The 21,917-nt window shown below is 61.3% G+C and carries 23 protein-coding genes; 9 read left to right on the plus strand and 14 right to left on the minus strand.

Features of this window, described 5'->3' with window-relative positions; genetic code table 11:
• Positions 1–206: 206 nt before the first annotated feature.
• The 4 genes from HX824_RS30055 to HX824_RS30070 all read right to left on the minus strand — a co-directional run bounded on the left by HX824_RS30055 (position 207) and on the right by HX824_RS30070 (position 4,321).
• On the minus strand, positions 207–1,121 hold the full coding sequence (locus HX824_RS30055; RefSeq protein ID WP_173883068.1) for a LysR substrate-binding domain-containing protein: 915 nt from the start codon (positions 1,119–1,121) through the stop codon (positions 207–209).
• Positions 1,122–1,330: 209 nt separating this feature from the next.
• Positions 1,331–2,647, minus strand: a complete 1,317-nt coding sequence (gene dctA / locus HX824_RS30060; protein WP_177055872.1) for a C4-dicarboxylate transporter DctA — start codon at positions 2,645–2,647, stop codon at positions 1,331–1,333.
• 98 nt (positions 2,648–2,745) lie between these two features.
• On the minus strand, positions 2,746–3,621 hold the full coding sequence (locus HX824_RS30065; RefSeq protein WP_003207296.1) for an alpha/beta fold hydrolase: 876 nt from the start codon (positions 3,619–3,621) through the stop codon (positions 2,746–2,748).
• 238 nt (positions 3,622–3,859) lie between these two features.
• Positions 3,860–4,321 carry a VOC family protein gene (locus tag HX824_RS30070; RefSeq protein WP_003210114.1) on the minus strand — a complete coding sequence of 154 codons (462 nt, stop codon included), beginning with the start codon at positions 4,319–4,321 and terminating at the stop codon, positions 3,860–3,862.
• Between the two features lie 235 nt (positions 4,322–4,556).
• Between HX824_RS30070 and HX824_RS30075 the strand changes: the two genes are divergently transcribed.
• The 3 genes from HX824_RS30075 to HX824_RS30085 are packed head-to-tail and all read left to right on the plus strand — an operon-like array spanning position 4,557 to position 7,249.
• Positions 4,557–5,780, plus strand: coding sequence for an SfnB family sulfur acquisition oxidoreductase (locus tag HX824_RS30075; RefSeq protein WP_177055873.1), 1,224 nt, complete (start codon positions 4,557–4,559; stop codon positions 5,778–5,780).
• A 3-nt stretch (positions 5,781–5,783) separates the two neighbouring features.
• Positions 5,784–6,449 carry a methionine ABC transporter permease gene (locus HX824_RS30080; RefSeq protein WP_003210118.1) on the plus strand — a complete coding sequence of 222 codons (666 nt, stop codon included), beginning with the start codon at positions 5,784–5,786 and terminating at the stop codon, positions 6,447–6,449.
• Between the two features lie 29 nt (positions 6,450–6,478).
• Positions 6,479–7,249, plus strand: coding sequence for a MetQ/NlpA family ABC transporter substrate-binding protein (locus tag HX824_RS30085; protein ID WP_087695270.1), 771 nt, complete (start codon positions 6,479–6,481; stop codon positions 7,247–7,249).
• A gap of 146 nt (positions 7,250–7,395) precedes the next feature.
• Here the strand turns inward: HX824_RS30085 and soxR are convergent, their stop codons facing one another.
• The gene (soxR, locus tag HX824_RS30090; protein ID WP_008430848.1) at positions 7,396–7,839 is read right to left on the minus strand and encodes a redox-sensitive transcriptional activator SoxR; all 444 of its coding nucleotides are present in this window, start codon (positions 7,837–7,839) and stop codon (positions 7,396–7,398) included.
• 90 nt (positions 7,840–7,929) lie between these two features.
• On the opposite strand from soxR, the gene HX824_RS30095 reads away from it, so the two are divergent.
• Positions 7,930–8,292, plus strand: a complete 363-nt coding sequence (locus HX824_RS30095; protein ID WP_177055874.1) for an antibiotic biosynthesis monooxygenase — start codon at positions 7,930–7,932, stop codon at positions 8,290–8,292.
• On the opposite strand, the gene HX824_RS30100 is transcribed toward HX824_RS30095, so the two are convergent.
• The 4 genes from HX824_RS30100 to msuE are packed head-to-tail and all read right to left on the minus strand — an operon-like array spanning position 8,284 to position 12,352.
• Positions 8,284–9,387, minus strand: a complete 1,104-nt coding sequence (locus tag HX824_RS30100) for a sigma-54-dependent Fis family transcriptional regulator (RefSeq protein WP_003210127.1) — start codon at positions 9,385–9,387, stop codon at positions 8,284–8,286. The two genes, HX824_RS30095 and HX824_RS30100, sit on opposite strands and share 9 nt — an antisense overlap.
• Positions 9,388–9,398: 11 nt before the next feature.
• Entirely contained in the window at positions 9,399–10,586 is a 1,188-nt protein-coding gene (locus HX824_RS30105; RefSeq protein ID WP_003210129.1) for an acyl-CoA dehydrogenase family protein, read from the minus strand.
• A 47-nt stretch (positions 10,587–10,633) separates the two neighbouring features.
• Positions 10,634–11,779, minus strand: coding sequence for an FMNH2-dependent alkanesulfonate monooxygenase (gene ssuD / locus HX824_RS30110; RefSeq protein ID WP_003210130.1), 1,146 nt, complete (start codon positions 11,777–11,779; stop codon positions 10,634–10,636).
• Between the two features lie 9 nt (positions 11,780–11,788).
• Positions 11,789–12,352, minus strand: coding sequence for an FMN reductase (gene msuE, locus HX824_RS30115; protein WP_003210131.1), 564 nt, complete (start codon positions 12,350–12,352; stop codon positions 11,789–11,791).
• A gap of 397 nt (positions 12,353–12,749) precedes the next feature.
• Here msuE and HX824_RS30120 point away from each other — a divergent pair, with 397 nt between their 5' ends.
• The 3 genes from HX824_RS30120 to HX824_RS30130 all read left to right on the plus strand — a co-directional run bounded on the left by HX824_RS30120 (position 12,750) and on the right by HX824_RS30130 (position 16,253).
• Positions 12,750–13,019, plus strand: coding sequence for a hypothetical protein (locus tag HX824_RS30120; protein ID WP_177055875.1), 270 nt, complete (start codon positions 12,750–12,752; stop codon positions 13,017–13,019).
• Positions 13,020–13,247: 228 nt separating this feature from the next.
• Positions 13,248–14,408 carry a cysteine desulfurase family protein gene (locus tag HX824_RS30125; protein ID WP_087695274.1) on the plus strand — a complete coding sequence of 387 codons (1,161 nt, stop codon included), beginning with the start codon at positions 13,248–13,250 and terminating at the stop codon, positions 14,406–14,408.
• Positions 14,409–14,444: 36 nt separating this feature from the next.
• Complete coding sequence (locus HX824_RS30130) at positions 14,445–16,253, plus strand: aminopeptidase P family protein (protein ID WP_177055876.1); 1,809 nt, start codon at positions 14,445–14,447, stop codon at positions 16,251–16,253.
• On the opposite strand, the gene HX824_RS30135 is transcribed toward HX824_RS30130, so the two are convergent.
• The gene (locus HX824_RS30135; protein WP_008430860.1) at positions 16,246–17,154 is read right to left on the minus strand and encodes a LysR family transcriptional regulator; all 909 of its coding nucleotides are present in this window, start codon (positions 17,152–17,154) and stop codon (positions 16,246–16,248) included. The two genes, HX824_RS30130 and HX824_RS30135, sit on opposite strands and share 8 nt — an antisense overlap.
• A 115-nt stretch (positions 17,155–17,269) precedes the next feature.
• Here HX824_RS30135 and HX824_RS30140 point away from each other — a divergent pair, with 115 nt between their 5' ends.
• A complete protein-coding gene (locus HX824_RS30140) occupies positions 17,270–18,265 on the plus strand; it encodes a zinc-dependent alcohol dehydrogenase family protein (RefSeq protein WP_177055877.1) in 996 nt (331 codons plus the stop codon).
• On the opposite strand, the gene HX824_RS30145 is transcribed toward HX824_RS30140, so the two are convergent.
• Entirely contained in the window at positions 18,262–18,852 is a 591-nt protein-coding gene (locus tag HX824_RS30145; RefSeq protein ID WP_008430864.1) for a 2-hydroxychromene-2-carboxylate isomerase, read from the minus strand. The two genes, HX824_RS30140 and HX824_RS30145, sit on opposite strands and share 4 nt — an antisense overlap.
• 35 nt (positions 18,853–18,887) lie before the next feature.
• Positions 18,888–19,619 carry an SDR family oxidoreductase gene (locus tag HX824_RS30150; protein WP_102369597.1) on the minus strand — a complete coding sequence of 244 codons (732 nt, stop codon included), beginning with the start codon at positions 19,617–19,619 and terminating at the stop codon, positions 18,888–18,890.
• 89 nt (positions 19,620–19,708) lie between these two features.
• Here HX824_RS30150 and HX824_RS30155 point away from each other — a divergent pair, with 89 nt between their 5' ends.
• On the plus strand, positions 19,709–20,269 hold the full coding sequence (locus HX824_RS30155) for a TetR/AcrR family transcriptional regulator (protein WP_003210141.1): 561 nt from the start codon (positions 19,709–19,711) through the stop codon (positions 20,267–20,269).
• A 12-nt stretch (positions 20,270–20,281) separates the two neighbouring features.
• Here the strand turns inward: HX824_RS30155 and HX824_RS30160 are convergent, their stop codons facing one another.
• Both HX824_RS30160 and rhtA read right to left on the minus strand, forming a co-directional pair.
• Positions 20,282–20,563 (minus strand): hypothetical protein, encoded by a 282-nt coding sequence (locus HX824_RS30160; RefSeq protein ID WP_003210144.1) that lies wholly within the window; start codon positions 20,561–20,563, stop codon positions 20,282–20,284.
• Positions 20,564–20,730: 167 nt separating this feature from the next.
• Complete coding sequence (gene rhtA / locus HX824_RS30165) at positions 20,731–21,618, minus strand: threonine/homoserine exporter RhtA (protein WP_003210146.1); 888 nt, start codon at positions 21,616–21,618, stop codon at positions 20,731–20,733.
• Positions 21,619–21,917 lie beyond the last annotated feature (299 nt).

Below are 21,917 nucleotides of genomic sequence, written 5' to 3' on the forward strand. Positions count from 1 at the left end.
AAAACCTGAGAGCGCCGCGTTCATCCAGAATGCCCGCGTCATCGTTAACGACCTTCGCGAGCAAGCCCGCTCCCACATTTGGACCGTGCCCGCTTTTGATTTGGCTTTTTGCTCTACAACACTCAAGCCGGCCGGTAGGCCGCTGTAAGAGCAGAACCGTCAGCGGCCGTTACCGCAGCAACGGATATGTACTCAAACCCGGCACGCTAAATCGACAACCCCTTGAAGTGCTCCTGCAAAAACTCCACACACGCCCGCAACTTCCCGGAGTAGGCCAGCCGCGTCGGGTACACCGCCCACACGTTGGCGCTCTGGGTGTAGTCGTGCAGCACCTGCACCAGTTTCCCTTGCTCCAGCAGCGGCTTCACATCCCACATCGAACGCAGCAACACGCCGCGCCCGTCCAGGGCCCATTGCAAAACGATCTCGCCGTTATTCGACGACAACGGCCCGCGCACGCGCACGCTGTCCTGCACGCCATCGCGCTCCAGGTGCCAGATGCCAAACGCGTTGTCGCGCTCCTTGAGCACCAGGCAGTCGTGCTGTTCCAGGTCGCTCAAGTGCTGCGGCACACCACGGCGTTCGAGGTAGGCGGGCGCCGCACACAGCACCCGCCGGTTACTCACCAGCCGGCGACCGATGTGTTGCCCGGGGATGTCGTCGCCCACGCGAATCTCCAGGTCGAAACCCTCGCTGACGATATCGACCACCCGGTCGAACAGGTCCAGGCGAATCTCCAGGTCCGGGTATTGTTCGGCCAATAGCGACAAGGCCGGTGCCACATGGTTACGGCCGAACCCGAAGCTGCTGCACAAATGCAGGTGGCCGCGCGGGCTGTCGTGGGCGTCGGAAAGCTCGTCGGACAACTGCTGGAAGTCTTCGAGAATCCGCACGGCCCAGCGCTGCACGCGCTCACCGTCTTCGGTCAGGGCGATACGGCGGCTGGTGCGGTGCAGCAGGCGGGTGGCGAGGGTGGTTTCGAGAATCTGGATACGCTTGCTGACGTAGGCCGGGGACAAACCCAGCTCGTCGGCAGCCGCAGCAAAGCCGGCCTTGCGGATCACGGTCAGGAATACCCGCAGGTCTTCAGGTAGGGGCACGGTATCTTTCTTGTTGTTCATCAGAAACAGGCATGGCGGCATGAACCGCCAGAATAGCACCGGTATGGCGAAGGAGTTTCTGTGGTGAGGGCGCTTGCTGTGGCAAGGGAGCTTGCTGTGGCGAGGGAGCTTGCTCCCGCTGGAGTGCGTAGCGCTCCCAAAGATCTTGGGGCCGCTGCGCAGCCCAGCGGGAGCAAGCTCCCTCGCCACAGGGGATTGGTGTTTAAGGGTTACTCGGCGGCGATCTTCGCCTGGGCTGCGGCCCGTGCATGGCGGCCGTGCTTGAGGGCGATGGGCGCCATTTTCTCGCGATCCAGTTCACCTTCCCAGGCCGCCACCACCAGCGCCGCCACGGCATTGCCGATGATGTTGGTCAGTGAGCGGCATTCAGCCATGAACCGGTCCACACCCAGGATCAGCACCATCGCCGCCACCGGCACCGTCGGCACCACCGCGAGGCTGGCGGCCAGCGCGACAAAACCTGCGCCCACCACCGCACCGGCGCCTTTTGAGGTAAGCATCGCCACCGCCAGCAGGGTCAGTTGTTGCTCCAGCGTCAGGTCGATATTGGTCGCCTGGGCCAGGAACAGCACCGCCAGGGTCATATAGATGTTGGTGCCGTCCAGGTTGAAGGTGTAGCCGGTGGGCACCACGATCCCCACCACGCCTTTGGACGCGCCAAGGCTTTCAAGTTTCTGGATCAGTTGCGGCAGCGCAGATTCGGAGGAGCTGGTGCCCAGCACGATCAACAGTTCAGCCTTGATGTACGTCAGCAGCTTGAAGATGCTGAACCCCACATACCGGGCGATGCTGCCCAGCACCACGGCGACGAAGAAAAACGCGGTGACGTAGAACGTGCCCACCAGTTTCAACAGCGGCAGCAGCGAGCCCAGGCCGTATTTGCCGATGGTGAAGGCGATGGCCCCGAAGGCCCCGATCGGCGCGACGCGGCTGATCATCCCGACGATGCGGAAGAACACTTCGCTGGCCTGGTTGATCACGCCGACCAGGGGCCGGCCCTTCTCGCCGATCATCACCAGCCCGAGGCCAAACAGCACCGACACAAACAGTACCGGGAGGATTTCGCCTTTGGAGAAGGCGTCGAAGAAGGTAGTGGGGATCACATGCATCAGGAACCCGGTGACGCCTTCGCCGTGTTCGGCCTGGCCGACAAAACCGGCGATGGCGGAGGTGTCGAGGGTCTTCACGTCGATATTGAAACCCACGCCGGGGTGCAGCAGGTGCGCGGCGAGGATGCCGATTACCAGGGCGATGCTGGAGACAATCTCAAAGTACAGCAGCGCCTTGCCGCCGACGCGGCCCACCTGCTTCACGTCGTGCATGCTGGTGATGCCGGAGACCACGGTGCAGAAGATGATCGGGCCGATGATCGGGCCGATGATCATCTTGATCAGCTTGATAAACCCGTCGCCCAACGGCTTGAGGTCGATGCCCACCTGAGGCCAGTGGTTGCCGATCAACACGCCCAGCACAATGGCGATGATCACCTGCACATACAGGGTTCCCAGCAGTTTTCTGATTGTCATTTTTATTATCTCGAGACGTTTTTTGGGCAAGCAGATCCCGTCGCAGGCTGTTTCAAGCCTGCGGGGCGGGATCGGTCAGGTCAGCGGTTCATAAAGGCTCAGCGAAGGAAGGTCAGGACTTCGCCGAGCAGCACTTCAGGGATTTCTTCTGCGATGTAGTGGCCGGCCGGCAGGGCCTTGCCACGTACGTCGGTCGCGACTTTCTGCCATTCCTTGAGGGGTTCGAAGCAGCGCCCGACGGTGCCTTCGGCGCCCCACATCACCAGCAGCGGCAACTCCAGGTGGTTGCCCTTGTCGATATCGGCGCGGTCGTGCTCAAGGTCGATGCCAGCGGCGGCGCGATAGTCCTCGCAGATCCCGGTGGCGGTGCCGGGCAGTTTCAGGCAACGCAGGTATTCGGCGAAGGCTTCATCGGTGAACGGCTTGAGCCCGGCACTGCGGCTGCCCATGACGCTGCGCAGGTAGAGTTCCGGGTTGCCTTCAATCAGGCTCTCGGGCAACGGCGCCGGGCGGATCAGGAAGAACCAGTGCCAGTAGGCGCGGGCAAAGGCTTCGTCGGTCTGGGCGTACATGGACAGGGTTGGTGCGATGTCCAGCAGCACCATGCGCTGCACGGCCTTGGGGTGGTCCAGAGCCAGGCGATGGGCGACGCGGGCGCCACGGTCGTGGGCCAGCACCGAGAACTTGTCGAAGCCCAGCGCCTTCATCAGCTCGACGCCGTCGCGGGCCATTTCGCGTTTTGAATAATTGGTGTGATGGTCAATGGCGGCGGGCTTGCTGCTGTCGCCATAACCGCGCAGGTCGGCGGCGACCACGGTGAAGTGTTCGGCCAGTTGCTCGGCGACCTTGTGCCAGATGACGTGGGTCTGCGGGTGCCCGTGCAGCAGGAGCAGGCCGGGACCCGCGCCGCCTTTGCGGTAGCTGATGTCCACACCGTTGACGTGGCGCTGGTCTTTTTGGAATCCGGCGAACATGGAATGACTCCTTGTGATGATTGCTTGCATCCTGAAATCACACGGCGCCCGGGGCAAGGGGGAAAGCGTGGAGGGGTTGTTCATGAAGTGTGTTGAAGCCCGATCTTTCAGGCAGTGCAGGTCAACGGTGGGAGCTGGCTTGCCTGCGATGCAGGCAACTCGGTGTATCAGTCGCACCGAGGTGATGCCATCGCAGGCGAGCCAGTTCCTACCGTTGGGTTGCGTCGCCCAGGCGACTTCATCCTTGCTTGAACAACGCCTCGGCCCGCTGGCGAACCTGCGCCTCGGTCAAGTCCTCCTTGCGCGTGGCCAGGAACCACACATGCCCGAAGGGGTCTTTCAGCGTCCCGGAACGGTCACCGTAAAACTGATCCTTGGGTTCTGAAATCGCCGTGCCGCCGGCCTTGATGGCCTGGGCGAACTGTTGGTCGACATCTTGCACATAGAGATGCAGGCACACGCTGGGGTGTTCTTTTCCCGGACTGCCGAACGACATTTCGCCACAGGGCGAGGCCATCATGATCGCCGAATCGCCAATGCGCAGTTCGGCATGGCCGATCTTGCCGTCGGGCATGTCCAGGCGCATGACTTCGGTGGCACCAAAGGCTCGTTTGTAGAACTCGATGGCTTCAGCGGCTTTGTCGATGCCCAGGTACGGCGTGATGCTGTGGTAGCCCTCGGGAATGGGTTTAACGCTCATATCGTTCTCCTTGATGGTGGTAGTGGAGGGACGGCTTTTTCACTATAGGCCACGTGCGCCGTGGCTTGCGGGCAGCCGACGAGGTGTTGCCCAGGCAACAGCAAACCGGCAGTTTGCTGCGCCAAGGGCGGTTTGCCGCGCGTATATCGGGAGCAAACCCTTGTGTTTGAAGGCCAGGCGCCTCAGGCACAGAAGCTGCAATGCCTCTGGCAAACCATTCGCCCGAGAGCGTTGTATGTCTGTACTGCCTGTATCTGCCGATTACCCGATTCACACGCCCCACGCCGAGTTGATCCGCGACGAGGCCCACGCACTGGCCGTTGCCCGCCGAGTCGCTGCCGTGTTGCTGGAACAGGACGCCGAGCGCGATCGCACCCGCCAGGTGCCTGCGGAGGTCGTCGACCTGTATTCCAACAGCGGTCTGTGGGGCATCAGCGTGCCCCGCGAGTTTGGTGGTGCCCAGGTGTCATACGCGGTGTTGGCCCAGGTGATTGCGATTATCTCGGCGGCCGACCCTTCGCTGGGGCAAATCCCGCAGAACCATTACTGCCTGCTTGAAGATATCCGCCTGCAAGGCACGCCCGAGCAGCAGGCGTACTTTTTTGGCCTGGCGCTGGAAGGGCATCGGTTTGCCAATGCGCTGTCGGAAACCGGCGGCAAGAACGTCCAGGACATCCAGGCGACCATTCGCCGGCAAGGCGATGGCTATGTGATCAACGGTCGCAAGGGTTATTGCACCGGTTCGCTGTATGCCCACTGGCTGGCGGTGCTGGCGCTGGATGAACAGCAGAATGCGCAATTGGCGTTCGTGCCGCGCGGCACCGCAGGCCTGGTGGTGGTCGACGACTGGGACAGCATGGGCCAACGCACCACCTCCAGCGGCACGGTGCTGGCCGAAGGCTTGAAGGTGCCGGCGTTCAATCTGTTTCCTACCCATCGTTCCTACGATTCGCCGACCCTGGCCGGGCCTTTCGCTCAATTGACCACCGCCGCCATCGATGCCGGCATCGCCCGTGCCGCGTTGCGTGACACGGTGCAGTTCGTCCGGCAATTCGCCCGTCCATGGATCGATGCCGGGGTGGAAAAAGCCAGTGAAGACCCGTTGACTATCATTCAGGTCGGCGCGCTGGATATTCGCCTGGAAGCGGCGGAAGCCTTGCTGGAGCGGGCCGGCAAGGCCCTGGACGCCGCGCGCCCGGCACCCGATGAAGACAACGTTGCCCACGCCTCCCTGGCTGTCGCGCGAGCCAAGGTACTGACCACTGAAATCGCCATTGAAGCCAGCAACAAGCTCTTCGAACTCGGCGGCACCCGTTCCACCCTGAAGAAGCACAACTTCGACCGTCACTGGCGCAACGCACGGGTGCATACCCTGCATGACCCGGTGCGCTGGAAGTATCACGTGGTGGGCAACTGGCTGCTCAACGGCGCCAAGCCCCCGCGTCACGATTGGTCTTGACCCATGGCCGAGCTGTTTAAAAACATCTATTGGGCCGACATCGGCCAAGCCTGCCTGGAAACCCTGAGCATGCTCAGCGCGGCCCTGGGTTTTACCGTGCTGCTGGGGTTGCCGCTGGGGGTGCTGTTGTTCCTCACCGGCAAGCGCCAGTTGCACGAAACCCTAGTGGTGTATCGGGCGCTGTCGGTGGTGGTCAACGTGCTGCGCTCGCTGCCGTTCATCATCCTGCTGATTGTGCTGATCCCGGTGACCACCTTGCTGGTGGGCACCTCCCTGGGCGTGGCCGGCACCATTCCGCCGTTGGTGGTGGGCTGTACGCCGTTCTTTGCGCGGCTGGTGGAAACCGCCTTGCGCGAAGTCGACCGTGGCGTGGTGGAGGCCACCCAATCCATGGGCGCCAGCACCTGGCAGGTGATCCGCCACACGTTGTTGCCGGAAGCCCGGGGCGGGCTGCTGGCAGCGGTCACTGTCACCGCGATTGTGCTGGTGGACTACACCGCCATGGCCGGGGTGATCGGTGGCGGTGGCCTGGGCGACCTGGCTATCCGCTACGGCTATCAGCGTTTCCAGACCGACGTGATGGTGGTCACCGTGTTGCTGCTGTTGGTGCTGGTGCAGGCCCTGCAGATGACCGGTGACCGTTTGGTGGCGCGTTACAGCCGCCGTTGATTCCTATAACTAATGCCTTCGGAGCAACCATGAAAAAATCCCTGGCCATCTTGGCCGCTGTCTTTTCCTTCAATGCCTTTGCCAACGAGACGCTGGTCGTCGGCGCCACGCCCGTGCCTCACGCCGAGATCCTCGAGTTCGTAAAGCCGGTGCTGGCCAAGGAAGGCGTGGACCTGCAAATCAAGGTCTTCACCGATTTCATCCAGCCCAACCAGCAACTGGCGCTGAAGAACATCGACGCCAACTACTACCAGTACCGGCCATTCCTGGATGACTACAACAAGACCCGGAATACCAACCTGGTGCCGGTGGTCGGTGTGCACATCGAGCCTTTCGGCGCGTACTCGACCAAGATCAAAAATATCTCGGAGTTGAAAGACGGCGCGACAGTGTCGATCCCCAACGACCCGGTCAACACTGGCCGCGCCTTGGTGCTGCTGGACGAAGCCGGCCTGATCAAGCTCAAGGACCCGAGCAACACCCTGGCCACGCCGCGGGATATCGTTGAAAACCCCAAGCACCTGAAAATTCGTGAACTGGAAGGTGCGTTGCTGGCCCGCTCGGTGAGCCAGGTGGACCTGGCGTTCGTGTTTGCCAACTACGCCCTGGAAGCAGGGATCGACACCAACAGCGCGTTGATCGTCGAGAAGGGCAAGAGCCTGTACGTGGAGTACCTGGTCGCGCGCCCGGACAACATCAATGACCCTGGCATCCAGAAACTGGCCAAGGCGTTGAACTCCGATGAAGTGCGCCAGTTCATCCTGACCCGCTATAAAGGCCAGATTGCCCCGGGATTCTAAGTCTGACGGCGATCAAAATGTGGGAGCGGGCTTGTGTGGGAGCGGGCTTGCTCGCGAGGGCGGTGGATCAGCCACTGCATCTGGCGACTGACACCCCGCTTTCGCGAGCAAGCCCGCTCCCACATTGATCGAGTTTTACCCCGCCATTATGTGGACGGCTCCAAGAGTTGTGCCCCAGGCCCGCGCTCACCCAGTACGTCGTCGTGATTGCGCAGCGGGCACGCCTCCAGCGACAGGCACCCGCAGCCAATACAGCCGTTGAGTTTATCCCGCAGCAACATCAGTTTTTCGATGCGCTGGTCCAGGTCCTCACGCCATAGCGCAGACAGGCGCTCCCAATCGGCAGCGTTGGGCGTGCGGCCATCGGGCAAGGTTTGCAGCGCGTCATGGATCGTCGCCAGGGGAATGCCCAAACGCTGGGCAATCTTGATCACCACCACCCGGCGCAGCACATCCCGCGGATAGCGCCGCTGGTTGCCGGCGTTGCGGTGGCTCTTGATCAATCCCTTGGTTTCATAAAAGTGCAGCGCGGTAACCGCCACGCCACTGCGGGCTGCCAATTGGCCGACGGTGAGTTCTTTGGTGACCATGAAAAAGCCCTTGACCTTGACTTAACTAGAGGTTTTACCCTGCGTGGCATCGAATCGCAAGATTGTGCCTACAGTGAGGGGGGAATGTTCATGCAGGTATTAGAGAAGAGTCTGAGTTTTACCCAGATGGTCGAATTTCACATCGAGCCTCAGCAGCAATCCGCGTTGGTAGCGGCCCTGTCATCGCAAAGCGAGCGCCTGGCCCAAGGCCATGGTGGCTTTATCAATGCCAGCGTGCAGGTCAGCGATGATGGACGCCGGGTGCTCAGCTACCTGCAATGGCGCTCCCGCGAGGAGGGGGAAGCGGCCTTCAAGTGTTTTGAGCACGGTGAGGAAGATTTCTGGACGCTGATACGCGCCCACCAGGCCACGGCTGTGACCTTCGGTTCGTTCCAGGTGCTGCGCAGCATCGAGCGCAACCATGACAACGCTCTGCACTGCCGCCTAAATTGACAGGTGCAGCATGCGCTCGCCCTGTACGTTTTCGCCGGGGCGTCGCTTGTTCACCGCCAGCTCGCCGATCTTGATCAAACGGGTACGGGTCACGTTGCGGCTCAGGCCCAGCAGGTTGGCGGTGTGCACCTGGTTGTAATGGCTGAAGCGGTAGGCGGCGCGCAGCAGCGCATCCTCGACCTTTTCATGCAGGGCCCCGGCCTGTTCCTCGAAGAGCTTTTGAAAGGCGCGTTCCAGCAGGGCTTCGGCGCTGTTGTCGGTGCCGTGCTGGCTGTCGTCCTGACGCTCGATGCGCATGTTCGACAGGCGCAGGTCGTCGCGCTCGATCACCCCGTTGCGGCAGATCAGCAGGGTGTGGTGGATCACGTTTTCCAGCTCGCGGATGTTGCCCGGCCAGCTGTAGCTTTTGAGCTTTTGCTCGGCCTCGCGGCTGATGGTGATCGGGCCGTAACCCAGGCGCTGGCTGTAGGCTTCGATGAAATGCCGGGTCAGTGGCAGGATGTCACCGGGCCGATCCCGCAGGGGGCTGAGTTCTAGGCTGACCACGTCTAGGCGGTAGTACAGGTCTTCGCGGAAATGCCCGGCATTGATGGCTTTCTCCAACTGAACGTTGGTGGCCGCCAATACCCGCACGTCGATGGGAATGCTTTTGCGTGAGCCCAGGCGCACCACTTCGCGTTCCTGCAGTACCCGTAGCAGCTTGACCTGGATCGCCATCGGCAAGTCACCGATTTCATCGAGGAACAAGGTGCCGCCGTCCGCCTCTTCGAACCAGCCGGCCTTGGCACTGAGGGCGCCGGTGAAGGCGCCTTTTTCATGGCCGAACAGCTCGGCTTCCACCAGGGATTCGGAAAACGCGCCGCAGTTCACGGCCACGAAGGGCCGGTTGCGCCGGGCGCTGAGGTTGTGGATATGGCGCGCCACCAGCTCTTTACCGGTGCCGGTTTCGCCGATGATCAACACGCTGGCTTCGCTGGGCGCGACTTGCTGGATGTGCGCCAGCAGCGCCTGGGATTTGGGGTCTTCGAAGACCTGGGCCGTGGCGCGGATCGAGGTCGCAAGAGCGGGCGAGGGCGGTAAGGTTAAAAGCTGCATGGGCACCTCTTCTAGGAGTAGAACGTGGGAATCGGCAGGGACTGGTTCAACGCCCAGTCCCCCAGTTCGTGGAGCTTGTAGTCCACCGGGTCGTGCAAGGTTTGCGTGCGCAGGTTGCGCCAGTGCCGGTCCAGGCGCAGCGAGGCGTGGGTGGAGCGCGCGCCGGTGACTTCGAACAGGCGGCTGCACAGTTCCAGGCCGTTGCGGGTGGCGGCGACCTTGGCCGTGGCGATGGCGATGGCCAGCTCGCCGCGCTCGCTTTCACTGAGGCTCGGACCCTTGGCCCAGGCCTGGTCCAGCAGTTCGGCGGCGCGTTCCACCAGCAGGCGCACGCCTTCCAGCGCGACCCAGAATTCGCCGTAGTGGTTGAGCACGTACGGGTCCTGGCGAATGTCCTGCACCGTGGATTTATGCCAGGGCCGGGTTTCGGTCAGGGTGTAATTCCGGGCTTCGGCAAACGCGCCTTCGGCGATGCCGAGGAACATATGGGTGAAGGTCAGTTGAGCGATCAGCGGGCGCAGGCAGGCGAAGGGCGTACTCAGCGGGCCGGGATCAAGGAGCAATTCCGACTCTTCCACGCGTACCCGTTCGAAGCTGGCGCTGCCGCTGTCGGTCTGGCGCTGGCCGATGTTGTTCCAGTCATTGTGCAGGGTGATGCCACTGCGCCCGCTGGGGATGGCCGCGATCAGCAGCTTGCCGCCGGCGCTTTCATCCACCGCCGAGGCGATCAGCATTTCCGAGTCGCTGGCTCCGGAGCAAAAGCTCTTCTTGCCGGAGAATTCGCGCCAGCCGTTGTAGGCTTTGACCACCGTGCGCGTGTCCAGCGGGTTGAGGGCGTTGCCCCAGAACCAGTTCTTGCGCGCGGTTTGTTCGAACCAGGGTTGCCATTGCTCCGGGCGTGAGAACAGGCGAACGGTGGCGAGCATCAGGTGATGAAAACCGAAGACGTGGGCGATGGAGCTGTCGACCTTGGCGAATTCGCGCACGATCTCCAGGGTTTCGCTCCAGCGGGCGCCGAGGCCGCCGTACTGGGTGGGAATGCTCAGGGCCAGCAAGCCGCTTTGGCGCAGGGCGTCACGTTCGGTCTTCGGTGTGCCGCCGCGCTCGTCGCGTTCGACGGCAGTGAGGGCAAATTCGGCGGCCAGCAGTTTGGCGGTCTGCAAGGGTGAGGGCAGGACGCTGTTGGGTTTGGCTGTCACGCGGTATTCCTCATGGTGTGCCGGGGCGTGCCCCGGCAGACGGCAGGTCAGGCCTTGGCTTTTGCCGGCAGGACGTCGTTGGCAATCATTTCGCCGAACGGTCCGGTGAGGTTGGTGACGCCGCGCCCGGCCAGGCTGGCGTAGGGTTCCGGCAGCAGCGGGAACACCAGTTCGGCAAAGCGATACGCCTCTTCCAGGTGCGGGTAGCCGGAGAAGATGAAGCTTTCGATGCCCAGGTCCGCGTATTCCTTGATGCGCTCGGCGACTTGCTGAGGGTTGCCCACCAGGGCCGTGCCCGCGCCGCCACGTACCAGGCCGACGCCGGCCCACAGGTTGGGGGCGATTTCCAGGTTGTCGCGGCGCCCGTCGTGCAGGGCGGCCATGCGCCGCTGGCCTTCGGAGTCAAAGCGCGAGAAGGATTTTTGCGCGGCGGCGATGGTTTCGTCGCTGATGTGCTCGATCAGTTTCGCTGCGGCTTTCCAGGCGTCTTCTTCGGTTTCGCGCACGATCACATGCAGGCGAATCCCGAATTTGACGGTGCGCCCGTGGCGGGCGGCGCGCTCACGCACGTCGGCGAGTTTCTCGGCGACGGCGGCCGGTGGTTCGCCCCAGGTCAGGTACACGTCGACTTGTTCGGCGGCGAGGTCGTGGGCAGCGTCCGAGGAACCGCCGAAGTACAGCGGTGGATATGGCTTCTGCACCGGTGGGTAAAGTGCCTTGGCGTTCTGCACGCGCAGGTGTTTGCCTTCGAAATCCACCGATTCGCCTTGCAGCACGCGGCGCCAGATCTTGAGGAATTCGTCGGTCACTTCGTAGCGTTCGCTGTGATCGAGGAAGCTGCCGTCGCCGCGGTTTTCGTCGGGGTCGCCGCCGGTCACCACGTTGATCAACAGGCGGCCATTGGACAGCCGGTCGAGGGTGGCGGCCATGCGTGCGGAGACGGTTGGCGAGATGATCCCCGGGCGAATCGCCACCAGGTAACGCAGGCGTTCGGTCAACGGCACCAGCGCCGAGGCAATCACCCAGGAGTCTTCGCAGGAGCGGCCGGTGGGGATCAGCACGCCGTGGTAGCCGAGGTTGTCGGCGGCCTGGGCGACTTGTTTCAAATAGTTGAGGGTGACCGGGCGAGCACCCTGGGTGGTGCCCAGGTAGTGGCCGTCACCGTGTGTAGGCAGAAACCAGAAAACATCCATGACGAATCCTTAAGCGATTTTCAGCAGAGAGGTGGGATGCGCGGCAAACAACGGCGCGGCGCGTTCTGCAGCAAGGCGAATGCGGGCCTTCAAGGGCTCACTGGTTATGTGGTAATCGGTGAAATCGGCCTCGGTGGCGTACACGCCAATGGGCAAGGTCAGGGCCTGGAAGAAACTGAACAGCGGGCGCAACTGGTGATCGAGTACCAGGGCGTGGCGTTCGCTGCCGCCGGTGGCCGCCAGCAACACCGGGGTGTTGATCAGGGCGTTGAGGTCGACCAGGTCGAACAGGTGCTTGAGCAGGCCGGGGTAGGAGCCGCGATACACCGGCGCGGCAACGATCAGCAAGTCGGCCTGTTCGATGGCCTGCAGTTGCGCTTCGACGTCGGCAGGCAATTCCTGGCGCGACAGTGCGCCGCCCAGCGGCCGGGCAATGTCGCCCAGTTCGATCAGGGTGGCCTGGATCGGCAATTGATCGGCCAGTTCGGCCAGCACCGCCTGGGTCAACACCAGGGTGCGGGACGGACGCCAGGTTCCGCCGGAGAGGGCAACGACATTCAGTGGACGGGTCATCAACAGTTCCTTTTTCAACAGTGGCTCAGGGCAAGAGCGGTAGCAGGGCTTGAGCAAGAGCTGTACCAAGCTGTGCAGCCCTTGACTGGCGTGGCCTCTGTGCCAGGTGTTGGAAAATGGTGGTGTTGTCTGCCTGGTGTTTTGTTGAATGACTGTTGCCTGGGCAACAGTTGCCAGGCGAACAGTGGCGTGAGTGTTGAGGCCATTTATAGAGGGTTGTGTTTATTCCGTAAATGAACGTATTTCCATATTTATAGACCTACATGGAATATAAGGCGCGACTATCAGAAGTGTCGCAAAGGTTGATAGCGACTATCACGGCTGATGATTTTTCACCGTGCAGGGGCGGGAGTAGCCTGTACTCATTGACTTCAGCCCGTTTCGCAGGACCTTCGCCATGAACCGTTTTCTCGCCATTTCCGTATTGCTTGTCACCTCAGTCCTTGCCGGTTGTGCGACGCATTCGTCGCCCGAACTGCGTGGCTATTCGGCCGAGGAGAGCAAGGAACTGGCGCTTGAAGCCCTGAGCCGTCGAGGCCTGTCATTTGATGAATACCAACAGAAGAAAGCCGAACTGACCGGCCAGCCACGGAACACCTTCGGTTTCGACCGTCGGGGTGAGATGAATGCCGAGCGCAGCATGACGCTGCACGGTCGCCCCAGTTGAGTCAGTGGCGAGGTCTGAAGAGCCCGAGGTTTCCTACAGGAACCTCGGGCTTTTTGTTTGCCATCCGTTTCCCGGAGCCTGTTAAGCTGAATTTCAGGAGCGTTCCTACGCACTTTTAAATAAAGTGGTCTTTCTTTAACGGCACGGGATCAGGTAAACCATCTTCCTTCCTGATTGCGGCCCCTGAGACGTTGTTCTCGGGAACCTGCTCTGCGAGTCTTTAACGTCATGAATAAACGTCCGCTGTATTTCGACTACGCCGCCACCACGCCGGTGGATGAGCGGGTCATCCAGGTGATGGTTGAGTGTCTGGGCTTCAATGCCAACTTCGGCAACCCTGCGTCCAGTTCCCACGCGTTCGGCCAACAGGCCCGGCAAACGGTTGAGCAGGCACGGGGCCAGGTGGCTGAGTTGGTCGGCGCCGAGCCGGCACAGATTGTCTGGACCTCCGGTGCCACCGAGTCCAACAACCTCGCCATCAAGGGCGTTGCCCAGGCGCGCGGCGTGGCCGGCGGGCACATCATCACCAGCCAGATTGAACACAAGGCCACGCTCGACACCGCTCGCCAGTTGCAGGAAGCCGGGGTTGCCGTGACGTACCTGGTGCCGGACGCCGAGGGTTTGATCAGTGTCGAGGCGGTGAGCGAAGCATTGCGTGAGGACACCTTCCTGGTGTCGCTGATGCTGGTGAACAACGAGCTGGGCACTCTTAACGATATCCGGGCGATTGGCGCACGCGTGCGCGAGCATGGCGCGCTGTTTCACGTGGATGCGGCGCAGGGCGCAGGCAAGGTCGAGATTGACCTGGCCGAATGGCCAGTGGACCTCATGTCATTTTCCGCACACAAACTCTATGGTCCCAAGGGTATCGGCGCGTTGTACGTCGGCCCACGTGCGCAGCAGAAAGTGCTGGCGCAGATTCACGGCGGTGGCCATGAAGGTGGTTTGCGTTCGGGCACCCTGGCAACTCACCAGATTGCCGGCATGGGCACCGCGTTTGCCCTGGCGGCAGCGTCCTTTGCTGAAGAAAAGGCGACCATCGTTGCCTTGCGCGAGCGCCTGCTGGAACAGCTGAATACAATTGCCGGGGTGCGCCTCAATGGCAGCCTTACCCAACGCATTCCCCACACCCTGAGCCTGACGTTCAGCGAAGGCGAGTTCAATTCCGCCGCCTTGAGCGCGGGCATTGCCTTCTCGGCCACTTCGGCCTGCAATTCGGCGAGCAATGCACCGTCCCATGTGCTTCTGGCGCTGGGCCATGATGCCCGCAGCGCAGGTCGCACCATTCGCTTGAGCCTCGGGCGGTTTACCACCGAGCAGGATATCGATCAGGCGGTACAGCTGATCAAGGCCGCACTGGCCAGCGCACCGGCTTTCTGGGCCGTTTGACCCCATAACAATTATTAGTGGTTAGCAGGAGACACGATGAGCACACAGCCTTTGACCCATGGAACGGTTCCCCAGCGCCTGGCGCACACCCGCGAACTGATGAGCCGCGAGGGCATTCATGCCCTGTTGGTGCCGTCGGCGGACCCGCACTTGTCCGAATACCTGCCGGGTTACTGGCAGGGCCGTCAGTGGTTGTCGGGTTTCCATGGGTCGGTGGGCACGCTGATTGTTACTGCGGATTTTGCCGGTGTATGGGCAGACAGCCGCTATTGGGAACAGGCGACCAAGGAGCTCAAGGGCAGTGGCATCGAGTTGGTCAAGCTGCAACCCGGCCAGCCCGGGCCGCTGGAATGGCTCGCGGAGCAGACGCCGGAAGGCGGCGTGGTGGCCGTTGATGGTGCGGTCATGGCCGTGGCCTCGGCGCGCACCCTGGGCAGCAAGCTGGAGGCACGTGGTGCACGCTTGCGCACGGATATCGACTTGTTGAATGAAGTCTGGCAAGACCGTCCAACCTTGCCGAACCAACCGATCTATCAACATCTGCCACCCCAGGCCACCGTCAGCCGTGGCGAGAAGCTCGCAGCCCTGCGTGCCAGCTTGACGGAAAAGGGGGCCGACTGGCATTTCATCGCGACCCTGGATGACATTGCCTGGCTCTTTAACCTGCGGGGTGGCGACGTTTCGTTCAACCCGGTGTTTGTCTCGTTTGCCTTGATCGGCCAGCAGCAGGCGACGCTGTTTGTGGCCCTGAGCAAAGTCGACGCCGAGCTTCGCGCGGTGCTGGAACAGGATGGCGTGACCCTGCGCGATTACAGCGAAGTCGCAGCGGCGTTGAAGGACATTCCTTCGGGCGCGAGTGTGCAGGTCGACCCGGCCCGGGTGACCGCCGGCTTGCTGGAAAACCTGGGCAGTGGCGTCACGCTGATCGAGGGGCTTAACCCGACCACCTTGGCCAAATCGCGCAAGAGCCTGGCGGACGCCGAGCACATTCGCCAGGCCATGGAGCAGGACGGCGCGGCCCTGTGTGAATTCTTCGCCTGGCTCGACAGCGCGTTGGGCCGTGAGCGCATCACCGAACTGACCATTGATGAGCACCTGACGGCAGCGCGTACCCGTCGTCCGGGTTATGTGTCGCTGAGCTTCAATACGATTGCCGCATTCAACGCCAACGGCGCGATGCCGCACTATCACGCGACCGAGGAAGAACACGCGCTGATCGAGGGCGATGGCTTGCTGCTGATCGACTCGGGTGGCCAATACCTGGGCGGCACGACCGATATCACGCGGATGGTGCCTATCGGGACGCCAAGCGAAGAGCAGAAGCGCGACTGCACGCGGGTGCTCAAAGGTGTGATTGCCTTGTCTCGCGCGCATTTCCCCAAGGGCATTCTTTCGCCGCTGCTGGATTCCATCGCCCGTGCGCCGATCTGGGCCGAGGGTGTGGACTACGGCCACGGTACCGGTCATGGCGTCGGCTATTTCCTCAATGTGCATGAAGGCCCGCAGGTGATCGCCTATCAAGCCGTCGCCGCACCGCAAACGGCAATGCAGGCAGGCATGATTACCTCCATCGAGCCCGGCACTTACCGGCCGGGCCGCTGGGGTGTGCGCATCGAGAACCTGGTGTTGAACCGTGAAGCGGGCAAGACCGAGTTTGGCGAGTTCCTCAAGTTCGAGACACTCACGCTGTGCCCGATCGACACCCGTTGCCTGGAGCCGTCGTTGCTGACGGTGGAAGAACGCCAGTGGTTCAACGATTACCACGCGCAAGTCCTTGATCGCCTGAGCCCGCTGCTCAGTGGCGCGGCACTGGAATGGTTGCAGGTGCGTACGGCCGCTATCTGAGGGGCTGCAGTTCGGGCGCCTGGGTCAGGGCATCGGCCATGTAGTCGATAAACGCTTTGACCCGGGCGGACTGGCGGCGATTGGGTGCCGAAACGGCATGAATCGGCAGCGACTGCGGGGTGTAGTCCTGCAGCAAGGCGACCACCCGGCCGGCCTTCAGGTCATCAAAGAACAACCACAGGGGCGACAGCGCAATGCCGTGCCCCGCCAATACCATCTCGCGTATAGCCTCGGAGTTATTGCTCTGGGCGTTGCCCTTGATCTTGACGCTGTGCCGCGTCCCGTCCTTTTCGTAGACCCATTGGTTCTGGCTGCTGAGCAGGTTGAACAGCAGGCAATTGTGCCGGGCCAGCTCTTGCGGTGTTTGCGGCGCCGGGTGTTTGGCCAGATAGGCCGGACTGGCGAGGGTGACCCGGTGAGTAGTGCCGATCTGCCGGGCGATCAGGCCGCTGTCGCGCAACTCGCCGATGCGCAGGGTAACGTCCAGGCCTTCGCTGACCAGGTCCTGATTTTGATCGCTCAGTTGCAGGTCAACCTGTACCTGTGGGTATCGATCGAGAAATCCCGCCAGGCGTGAGGCGATGTGCAGGCGACCGAAGCTCACCGACGAGCCAATGCGTAACGGACCGGCGACAGCCTCCTTGCCGGACTGGAAGCTGTGTTCTGCAGCATCCACCGCCGCGAGGATTTGTCGGCAATGGCTGTAGTAGCGCTGGCCTTCGTCTGTCAGGGAGAGTTTGCGGGTGCTGCGGGAAATCAGCTTGCCGCCCAGTTCTGTCTCCAGTGCACGCAGTACTTTGCTGATAGTGGGCTGAGTGGTCTGCATCTCCCGGGCAACCGCAGAGAAACTCCCGCGCTCGATCACTCGAACGAAAATGGCCATTGCGTTGAGCTTATCCATGGGGCTACCGATTCATGCCAAATGAGCATGGCCACTATAGCCGTTTGGCGTCTTATCGGCATGAGTGGCCGGGCACATCATGGTGATCACTTCCTGATGAATCGAGATCGCGACCATGACTGATACAACTCAAATGCACGCCCTGGTGGTGGATGTGGCGAATGGGCCGTTACGGCTGGCAACGATTCCAAGGCCGACGCCTGGGGATGGTGAGGTGCTGGTGAAGATCAAGGCCAGTGGCCTCAACCCGTTGGATGGGAAAATTCGAGCAGGCGAGGCGGCCCATGCCCGTCAGCCGTTGCCGGCTGTGATTGGCTTGGACTTGGCGGGGATCATCGAGACGGTGGGCCCGGGTATCAACGAGTGGAAGGCGGGCGACGAGGTGTACGCCCTGGCGACGGGAGTGGGCGGCCTCCAGGGTTCGTTGGCGGAGTTTGCCGTGGTGGATGCGCGCTTGCTGGCGAGAAAACCCGTGACCCTGAGCATGCGCGAAGCCGCGGCATTGCCGCTGGTGCTGATCACCGCATGGGAAGGGCTGGTGGACCGTGCGCATGTAGGCCCGGGGCATAAAGTACTGATTCAGGGCGGTGCGGGTGGTGTAGGACATGTCGCCGTGCAAGTGGCTAATGCATTTGGCGCCGAGGTGTTTGCGACCGGTTCAGCCAGGCAGCGGGCGTTGATCGAGGGGCTGGGCGCTACGTTTATCGACTACCAACAGCACACCGTCGAGGAGTATGTAGCCTTGCACACGGCGGGCGAAGGTTTTGACATTGTGTATGACACGGTGGGCGGGCCGACGCTGGATGCATCCTTCCGGGCGGCCAGGACTTATCACGGGCATGTGCTGAGTTGTCTTGGCTGGGGTTCTCATAGCCTGGCGCCGTTGTCGTTTCGCGGGGCGACTTACTCCGGGGTGTTTACCCTGCTGCCGATGCTGACGGGCAAGGGGCGGGAGCACCACGGGCAGATCCTTGCCGAGGCGGCGCAGTTGATTGATGACGGGAAGCTCACGCCGATTCTCGACGGGCGTCAATTCGACCTGCACTCGGCAAACGCCGCCTGCGAGTTACTCGCCGGCGGCGCTCAAGGGCGTCTGGTGATTGAAATCTAGCTCAGCGCTTCGCGGACAAACTCCAGGCGGTCCTGGCCGAAAAACAACTGGTCGTCGACGAACATCGTAGGTGCCCCGAATACGCCGCGCTGGATGGCGTGCTCGGTATTGTCCTTGAGGGTGGCCTTGACGGCATCGTCATTCGTCAACGCGAGGACTGCTTCGGGATCAAAGCCGTGTTCAGCCAGCACCGCAGCCACCACAGCAGGATCACCCAGGTGACGGCCTTCTACCCAAAGGGCACGGAACAGGCAATCGATGAAATCCTGAAAACGCTCGGGTTGGCGCATTTGGACACCGGTGACAGCGCGCATCAGCGTCAATGTATTGATGGGGAAGTGCGGGTTGAACTTGAGCGGGACGTTGTAGCGCTGGGCGTAGCGTGCCAGGTCCTGGAACATGTAGCGGCCTTTGGCGGGAACGGTGGCCGGTGATGCATTGCCGGTGGCCTTGAACACCCCGCCCAGCAGCATTGGCTTGTAAATCAGCTGGGTGCCGGTTGCAGCGCACAGGCCTGGAAGTTGGGTATAGGCCAGATAGGTGGCAGGGCTGCCGAGGTCGAAGAAAAATTCTACTGTTTTACTCATGCTGGATACTCGCAGTTTATTGTTATGGGGCGTGCTTACCAGGGTTCATTCCAGGGGCGCAGGTCCAGCTCGAAGGTCCAGGCGTCCCGGGGCTGGCTGTGCAGGTACCAATAGTTATCGGCGATGTGGTCCGGATTGAGAATGCCGTCCTGATCCTTGAGGGCGTATTTTTGCGGGAAGTTGTCGCGGATGAAGTCGGTGTCGATGGCGCCATCCACGACGACGTGGGCGACGTGGATATTCCGTGGGCCCAGTTCGCGAGCCATGCTTTGCGCCAGTGCACGGATCCCGTGTTTGGCTCCAGCGAACGCGGCAAAGCCGGCGGCTCCACGCAACCCGGCCGTGGCACCGGTAAACAGGATGGTGCCGCGGTTACGGGTGACCATGCGCTTGGCCACTTCCCGCGCGTTGAGGAAGCCTGAGAAACAGGCCATCTCCCAAATCTTGAAGTACTTGCGGGCGGTTTCTTCCAGGATGCTGCACGGCACATTGGCGCCGATGTTGAACACGAAGGCTTCGATGGGGCCCTGCTCGGTTTCAATCCGCTCGATCAGCGCGATAACGTCTTCTTCCTTGCGGGCATCGCAGGCAAAGCCATGCGCCTCGCCACCTGCTGCGTGGATGCTATCCACCAAGGGTTGCAGTTTATCGGCGCTGCGCCGGGTGACGCAGGCGACGTAACCCTCACGGGCGAAACGCTTGGCGATGGCACCACCTGTGGCATCGCCGGCACCCACTACCAGTACGATTTTCTTGTTGTTCGTCATGGGAGATCCTTTAGTAAACGATCGTTTGCCAAACGAACGTTATGCTACGATCCAGCAGGCGTCAAGCTGACAGCACAGTGGAGGAAGCGATGCGATATTCGGCTAGTCACAAGCAGCAAACCAGGGAAAAGCTTCTGGACAGCAGTGCGGCACTGGCGAAGAAAGAGGGTTTTGCCAGTGTCGGGGTGGATGGCTTGATGAAGGCCATTGGCTTGAGTGGCGGTGCGTTTTATAGCCACTTCGCTTCGAAGGATGAATTGTTCAGTTCGATTGTCGAGCGTGAATTGAGCCACAGCCTTGAGCGATTGAATGGCGACGGGGTGCAAAGCCGTGAGCGGCTGGATCGCTGTTTGAAGTTCTACCTGAGCATGGCCCATGTGGAGCAATCCGAAGCCGGATGTGCGTTGCCGAGCCTGGGGGCGGAGATTGCGCGATCTGATGTGGCCGTTCGTCAACAGGCGCAGGACTGGATTTGCCGATTGCAGGTGGGGTGGGCAGCAACACTGGGCAGCGAGGCCCTGGCGTGGTCGATTCTGTCGCAATGCATCGGCGCCCTGGTGGTGGCGCGGATGATGGTCGACCCGCAGGTGCAGGCACAGGTCCTGTCATCGAACTACGAGGTGCTCAGCCAGCAGCTGTCGAGGCTGTGAGGTCATCGACAGTTACTTGCAGATGACAATCATGCTTCGGCTTGTGTAGCCGGCGGGGTTAAGACCGAACGGGTAGTCGCCTGGGTCTTCGGCGTTGTCCCCCGACTTGGCGATGACTTTATAGCCTTTGGCGCCACACGAATTAGCTGCACTGGCGTAGCACTGGTCCCAGGAAGAGGACAGGCCTGAGCAGTTGATATGCAGGCCCTTCTTTCCCCGTTTTACTTCGGTCTTGGTGGTCGCGGCACAACCTGCGATTGCCACAATCATGAACAGCATCAAAATTCGCTTCATTACTATCCTTAATAGCCGCCTCGCTTAAGTGCACGAAGCTGGCTTTGCTCGCTCTCGAGTGTAGCGTTCATGATGTCCTTATCGAAAATCTCCATGAATGACACTGGGTTACGACCTAAACATGGCCTAATTGAGCGGCAAATGCCATAGCTACGTCAAATCCTGAATCAATCGGCTGGAACGAGTGGTTTTGATTCGTTACGCATGGTCAGGGTTGCACCCACCGAGGCCAGGATAATGCAGGTGATGGCCAGCCATTGCGCCAGGGACAAGTGCTCTTGAAGGAAAAACAGCCCGGACAGGGCGCCGAACGCGGGTTCGATACTCATCAGGGTTCCGAACGTGCGGGCTGGCAGGCGAGTCAGGGCGACCATCTCCAGGGTGTAGGGCAGGGCGGTGGATAAAACCGCGACACCAATGGCGATCGGGATCAGCGAGGGTGTGAGGAGTGCGGCGCCCGCGTGGACGATACCTATCGGTGCAACAAACAACGCTGCAATCATTACGCCGAGGGCCGCAGTCTGAACGCCATTGTCGGCGCCGGCCTTTTGGCCAAACAGAATGTAGAGTGCCCAGCACGCACCTGCGCCGAGTGCATAGGCGGCGCCTGTGAGGTCAATGCCGCTGCTGGCTTCGCCCACTGGGATCAATAGCAGAAGTCCGACAATCGCCAAGGCTATCCAGAGAAAGTCTACGGCGCGTCGCGAAGCGTAGATGGCTACTGCCAGTGGGCCGGTGAATTCGAGGGCTACTGCAATTCCCAGCGGAACGGTGCGCAGCGACATATAGAAGAGGAAGTTCATTCCCCCCAGCGCCATCCCGTAGACGATCACCGTCTGCAACGACTTGGCTGTCAGCTTGGCGCGCCATGGGCGTAAAAGGAGCAGCATGATCACACTGGCGAAAATCAGGCGCAGGGTGGTGGTGCCCTGGGCGCCCACGATGGGGAACATGCTTTTGGCGAGTGAGGCGCCTGATTGAATAGAGGCCATGGCAATGAGTAGCAGGCCGACCGGAAACAGTGTCGAAGCCAGGCTACGCGGGGAAGTGGTCATTGAGGGTATTCGTCCGAGGTCGTATTGAAAGAAACCGAGTGGCTATGATGCTTAACTGTTGAGCGTTGGGCAATATATTGCTCAATTAGTTAACGGTTCCTTCCTATATAGACGAATTCCGTGATTGTCGGGATGGATTGATAGAAAAGCTGAATTAAGGGTTGACGGCAGATTCTGGAAGTCTATAATTCGCCCCACTTCCGGCGCAGTCGAAACGGAAAACTCCTTGGTAAACAATGAGTTATGTAGGTTTCGACAGCGGGTTGCTTCAGGTCACCGAAGCCCAGAAGGAGTTAGTA

The organism is Pseudomonas sp. D4002 (assembly GCF_013385665.1).
Taxonomy (GTDB): domain Bacteria; phylum Pseudomonadota; class Gammaproteobacteria; order Pseudomonadales; family Pseudomonadaceae; genus Aquipseudomonas.

What these genes read in the sequence shown, in the direction of transcription:
- dctA (WP_177055872.1), bottom strand. Translation starts at nt 2,647, where the DNA reads ATGACAATCAGAAAACTGCTGGGAACCCTGTATGTGCAGGTGATCATC.
- HX824_RS30150 (WP_102369597.1), bottom strand. Translation starts at nt 19,619, where the DNA reads ATGACGAACAACAAGAAAATCGTACTGGTAGTGGGTGCCGGCGATGCC.
- HX824_RS30085 (WP_087695270.1), top strand. Translation starts at nt 6,479, where the DNA reads ATGAAAAAATCCCTGGCCATCTTGGCCGCTGTCTTTTCCTTCAATGCC.
- HX824_RS30145 (WP_008430864.1), bottom strand. Translation starts at nt 18,852, where the DNA reads ATGAGTAAAACAGTAGAATTTTTCTTCGACCTCGGCAGCCCTGCCACC.
- ssuD (WP_003210130.1), bottom strand. Translation starts at nt 11,779, where the DNA reads ATGGATGTTTTCTGGTTTCTGCCTACACACGGTGACGGCCACTACCTG.
- HX824_RS30070 (WP_003210114.1), bottom strand. Translation starts at nt 4,321, where the DNA reads ATGAGCGTTAAACCCATTCCCGAGGGCTACCACAGCATCACGCCGTAC.
- HX824_RS30155 (WP_003210141.1), top strand. Translation starts at nt 19,709, where the DNA reads ATGCGATATTCGGCTAGTCACAAGCAGCAAACCAGGGAAAAGCTTCTG.
- HX824_RS30140 (WP_177055877.1), top strand. Translation starts at nt 17,270, where the DNA reads ATGACTGATACAACTCAAATGCACGCCCTGGTGGTGGATGTGGCGAAT.
- HX824_RS30055 (WP_173883068.1), bottom strand. Translation starts at nt 1,121, where the DNA reads ATGAACAACAAGAAAGATACCGTGCCCCTACCTGAAGACCTGCGGGTA.
- HX824_RS30130 (WP_177055876.1), top strand. Translation starts at nt 14,445, where the DNA reads ATGAGCACACAGCCTTTGACCCATGGAACGGTTCCCCAGCGCCTGGCG.
- HX824_RS30100 (WP_003210127.1), bottom strand. Translation starts at nt 9,387, where the DNA reads ATGCAGCTTTTAACCTTACCGCCCTCGCCCGCTCTTGCGACCTCGATC.
- msuE (WP_003210131.1), bottom strand. Translation starts at nt 12,352, where the DNA reads ATGACCCGTCCACTGAATGTCGTTGCCCTCTCCGGCGGAACCTGGCGT.
- HX824_RS30160 (WP_003210144.1), bottom strand. Translation starts at nt 20,563, where the DNA reads ATGAAGCGAATTTTGATGCTGTTCATGATTGTGGCAATCGCAGGTTGT.
- HX824_RS30120 (WP_177055875.1), top strand. Translation starts at nt 12,750, where the DNA reads ATGAACCGTTTTCTCGCCATTTCCGTATTGCTTGTCACCTCAGTCCTT.
- HX824_RS30095 (WP_177055874.1), top strand. Translation starts at nt 7,930, where the DNA reads ATGCAGGTATTAGAGAAGAGTCTGAGTTTTACCCAGATGGTCGAATTT.
- soxR (WP_008430848.1), bottom strand. Translation starts at nt 7,839, where the DNA reads ATGGTCACCAAAGAACTCACCGTCGGCCAATTGGCAGCCCGCAGTGGC.
- HX824_RS30080 (WP_003210118.1), top strand. Translation starts at nt 5,784, where the DNA reads ATGGCCGAGCTGTTTAAAAACATCTATTGGGCCGACATCGGCCAAGCC.
- HX824_RS30075 (WP_177055873.1), top strand. Translation starts at nt 4,557, where the DNA reads ATGTCTGTACTGCCTGTATCTGCCGATTACCCGATTCACACGCCCCAC.
- HX824_RS30135 (WP_008430860.1), bottom strand. Translation starts at nt 17,154, where the DNA reads ATGGATAAGCTCAACGCAATGGCCATTTTCGTTCGAGTGATCGAGCGC.
- rhtA (WP_003210146.1), bottom strand. Translation starts at nt 21,618, where the DNA reads ATGACCACTTCCCCGCGTAGCCTGGCTTCGACACTGTTTCCGGTCGGC.
- HX824_RS30125 (WP_087695274.1), top strand. Translation starts at nt 13,248, where the DNA reads ATGAATAAACGTCCGCTGTATTTCGACTACGCCGCCACCACGCCGGTG.
- HX824_RS30065 (WP_003207296.1), bottom strand. Translation starts at nt 3,621, where the DNA reads ATGTTCGCCGGATTCCAAAAAGACCAGCGCCACGTCAACGGTGTGGAC.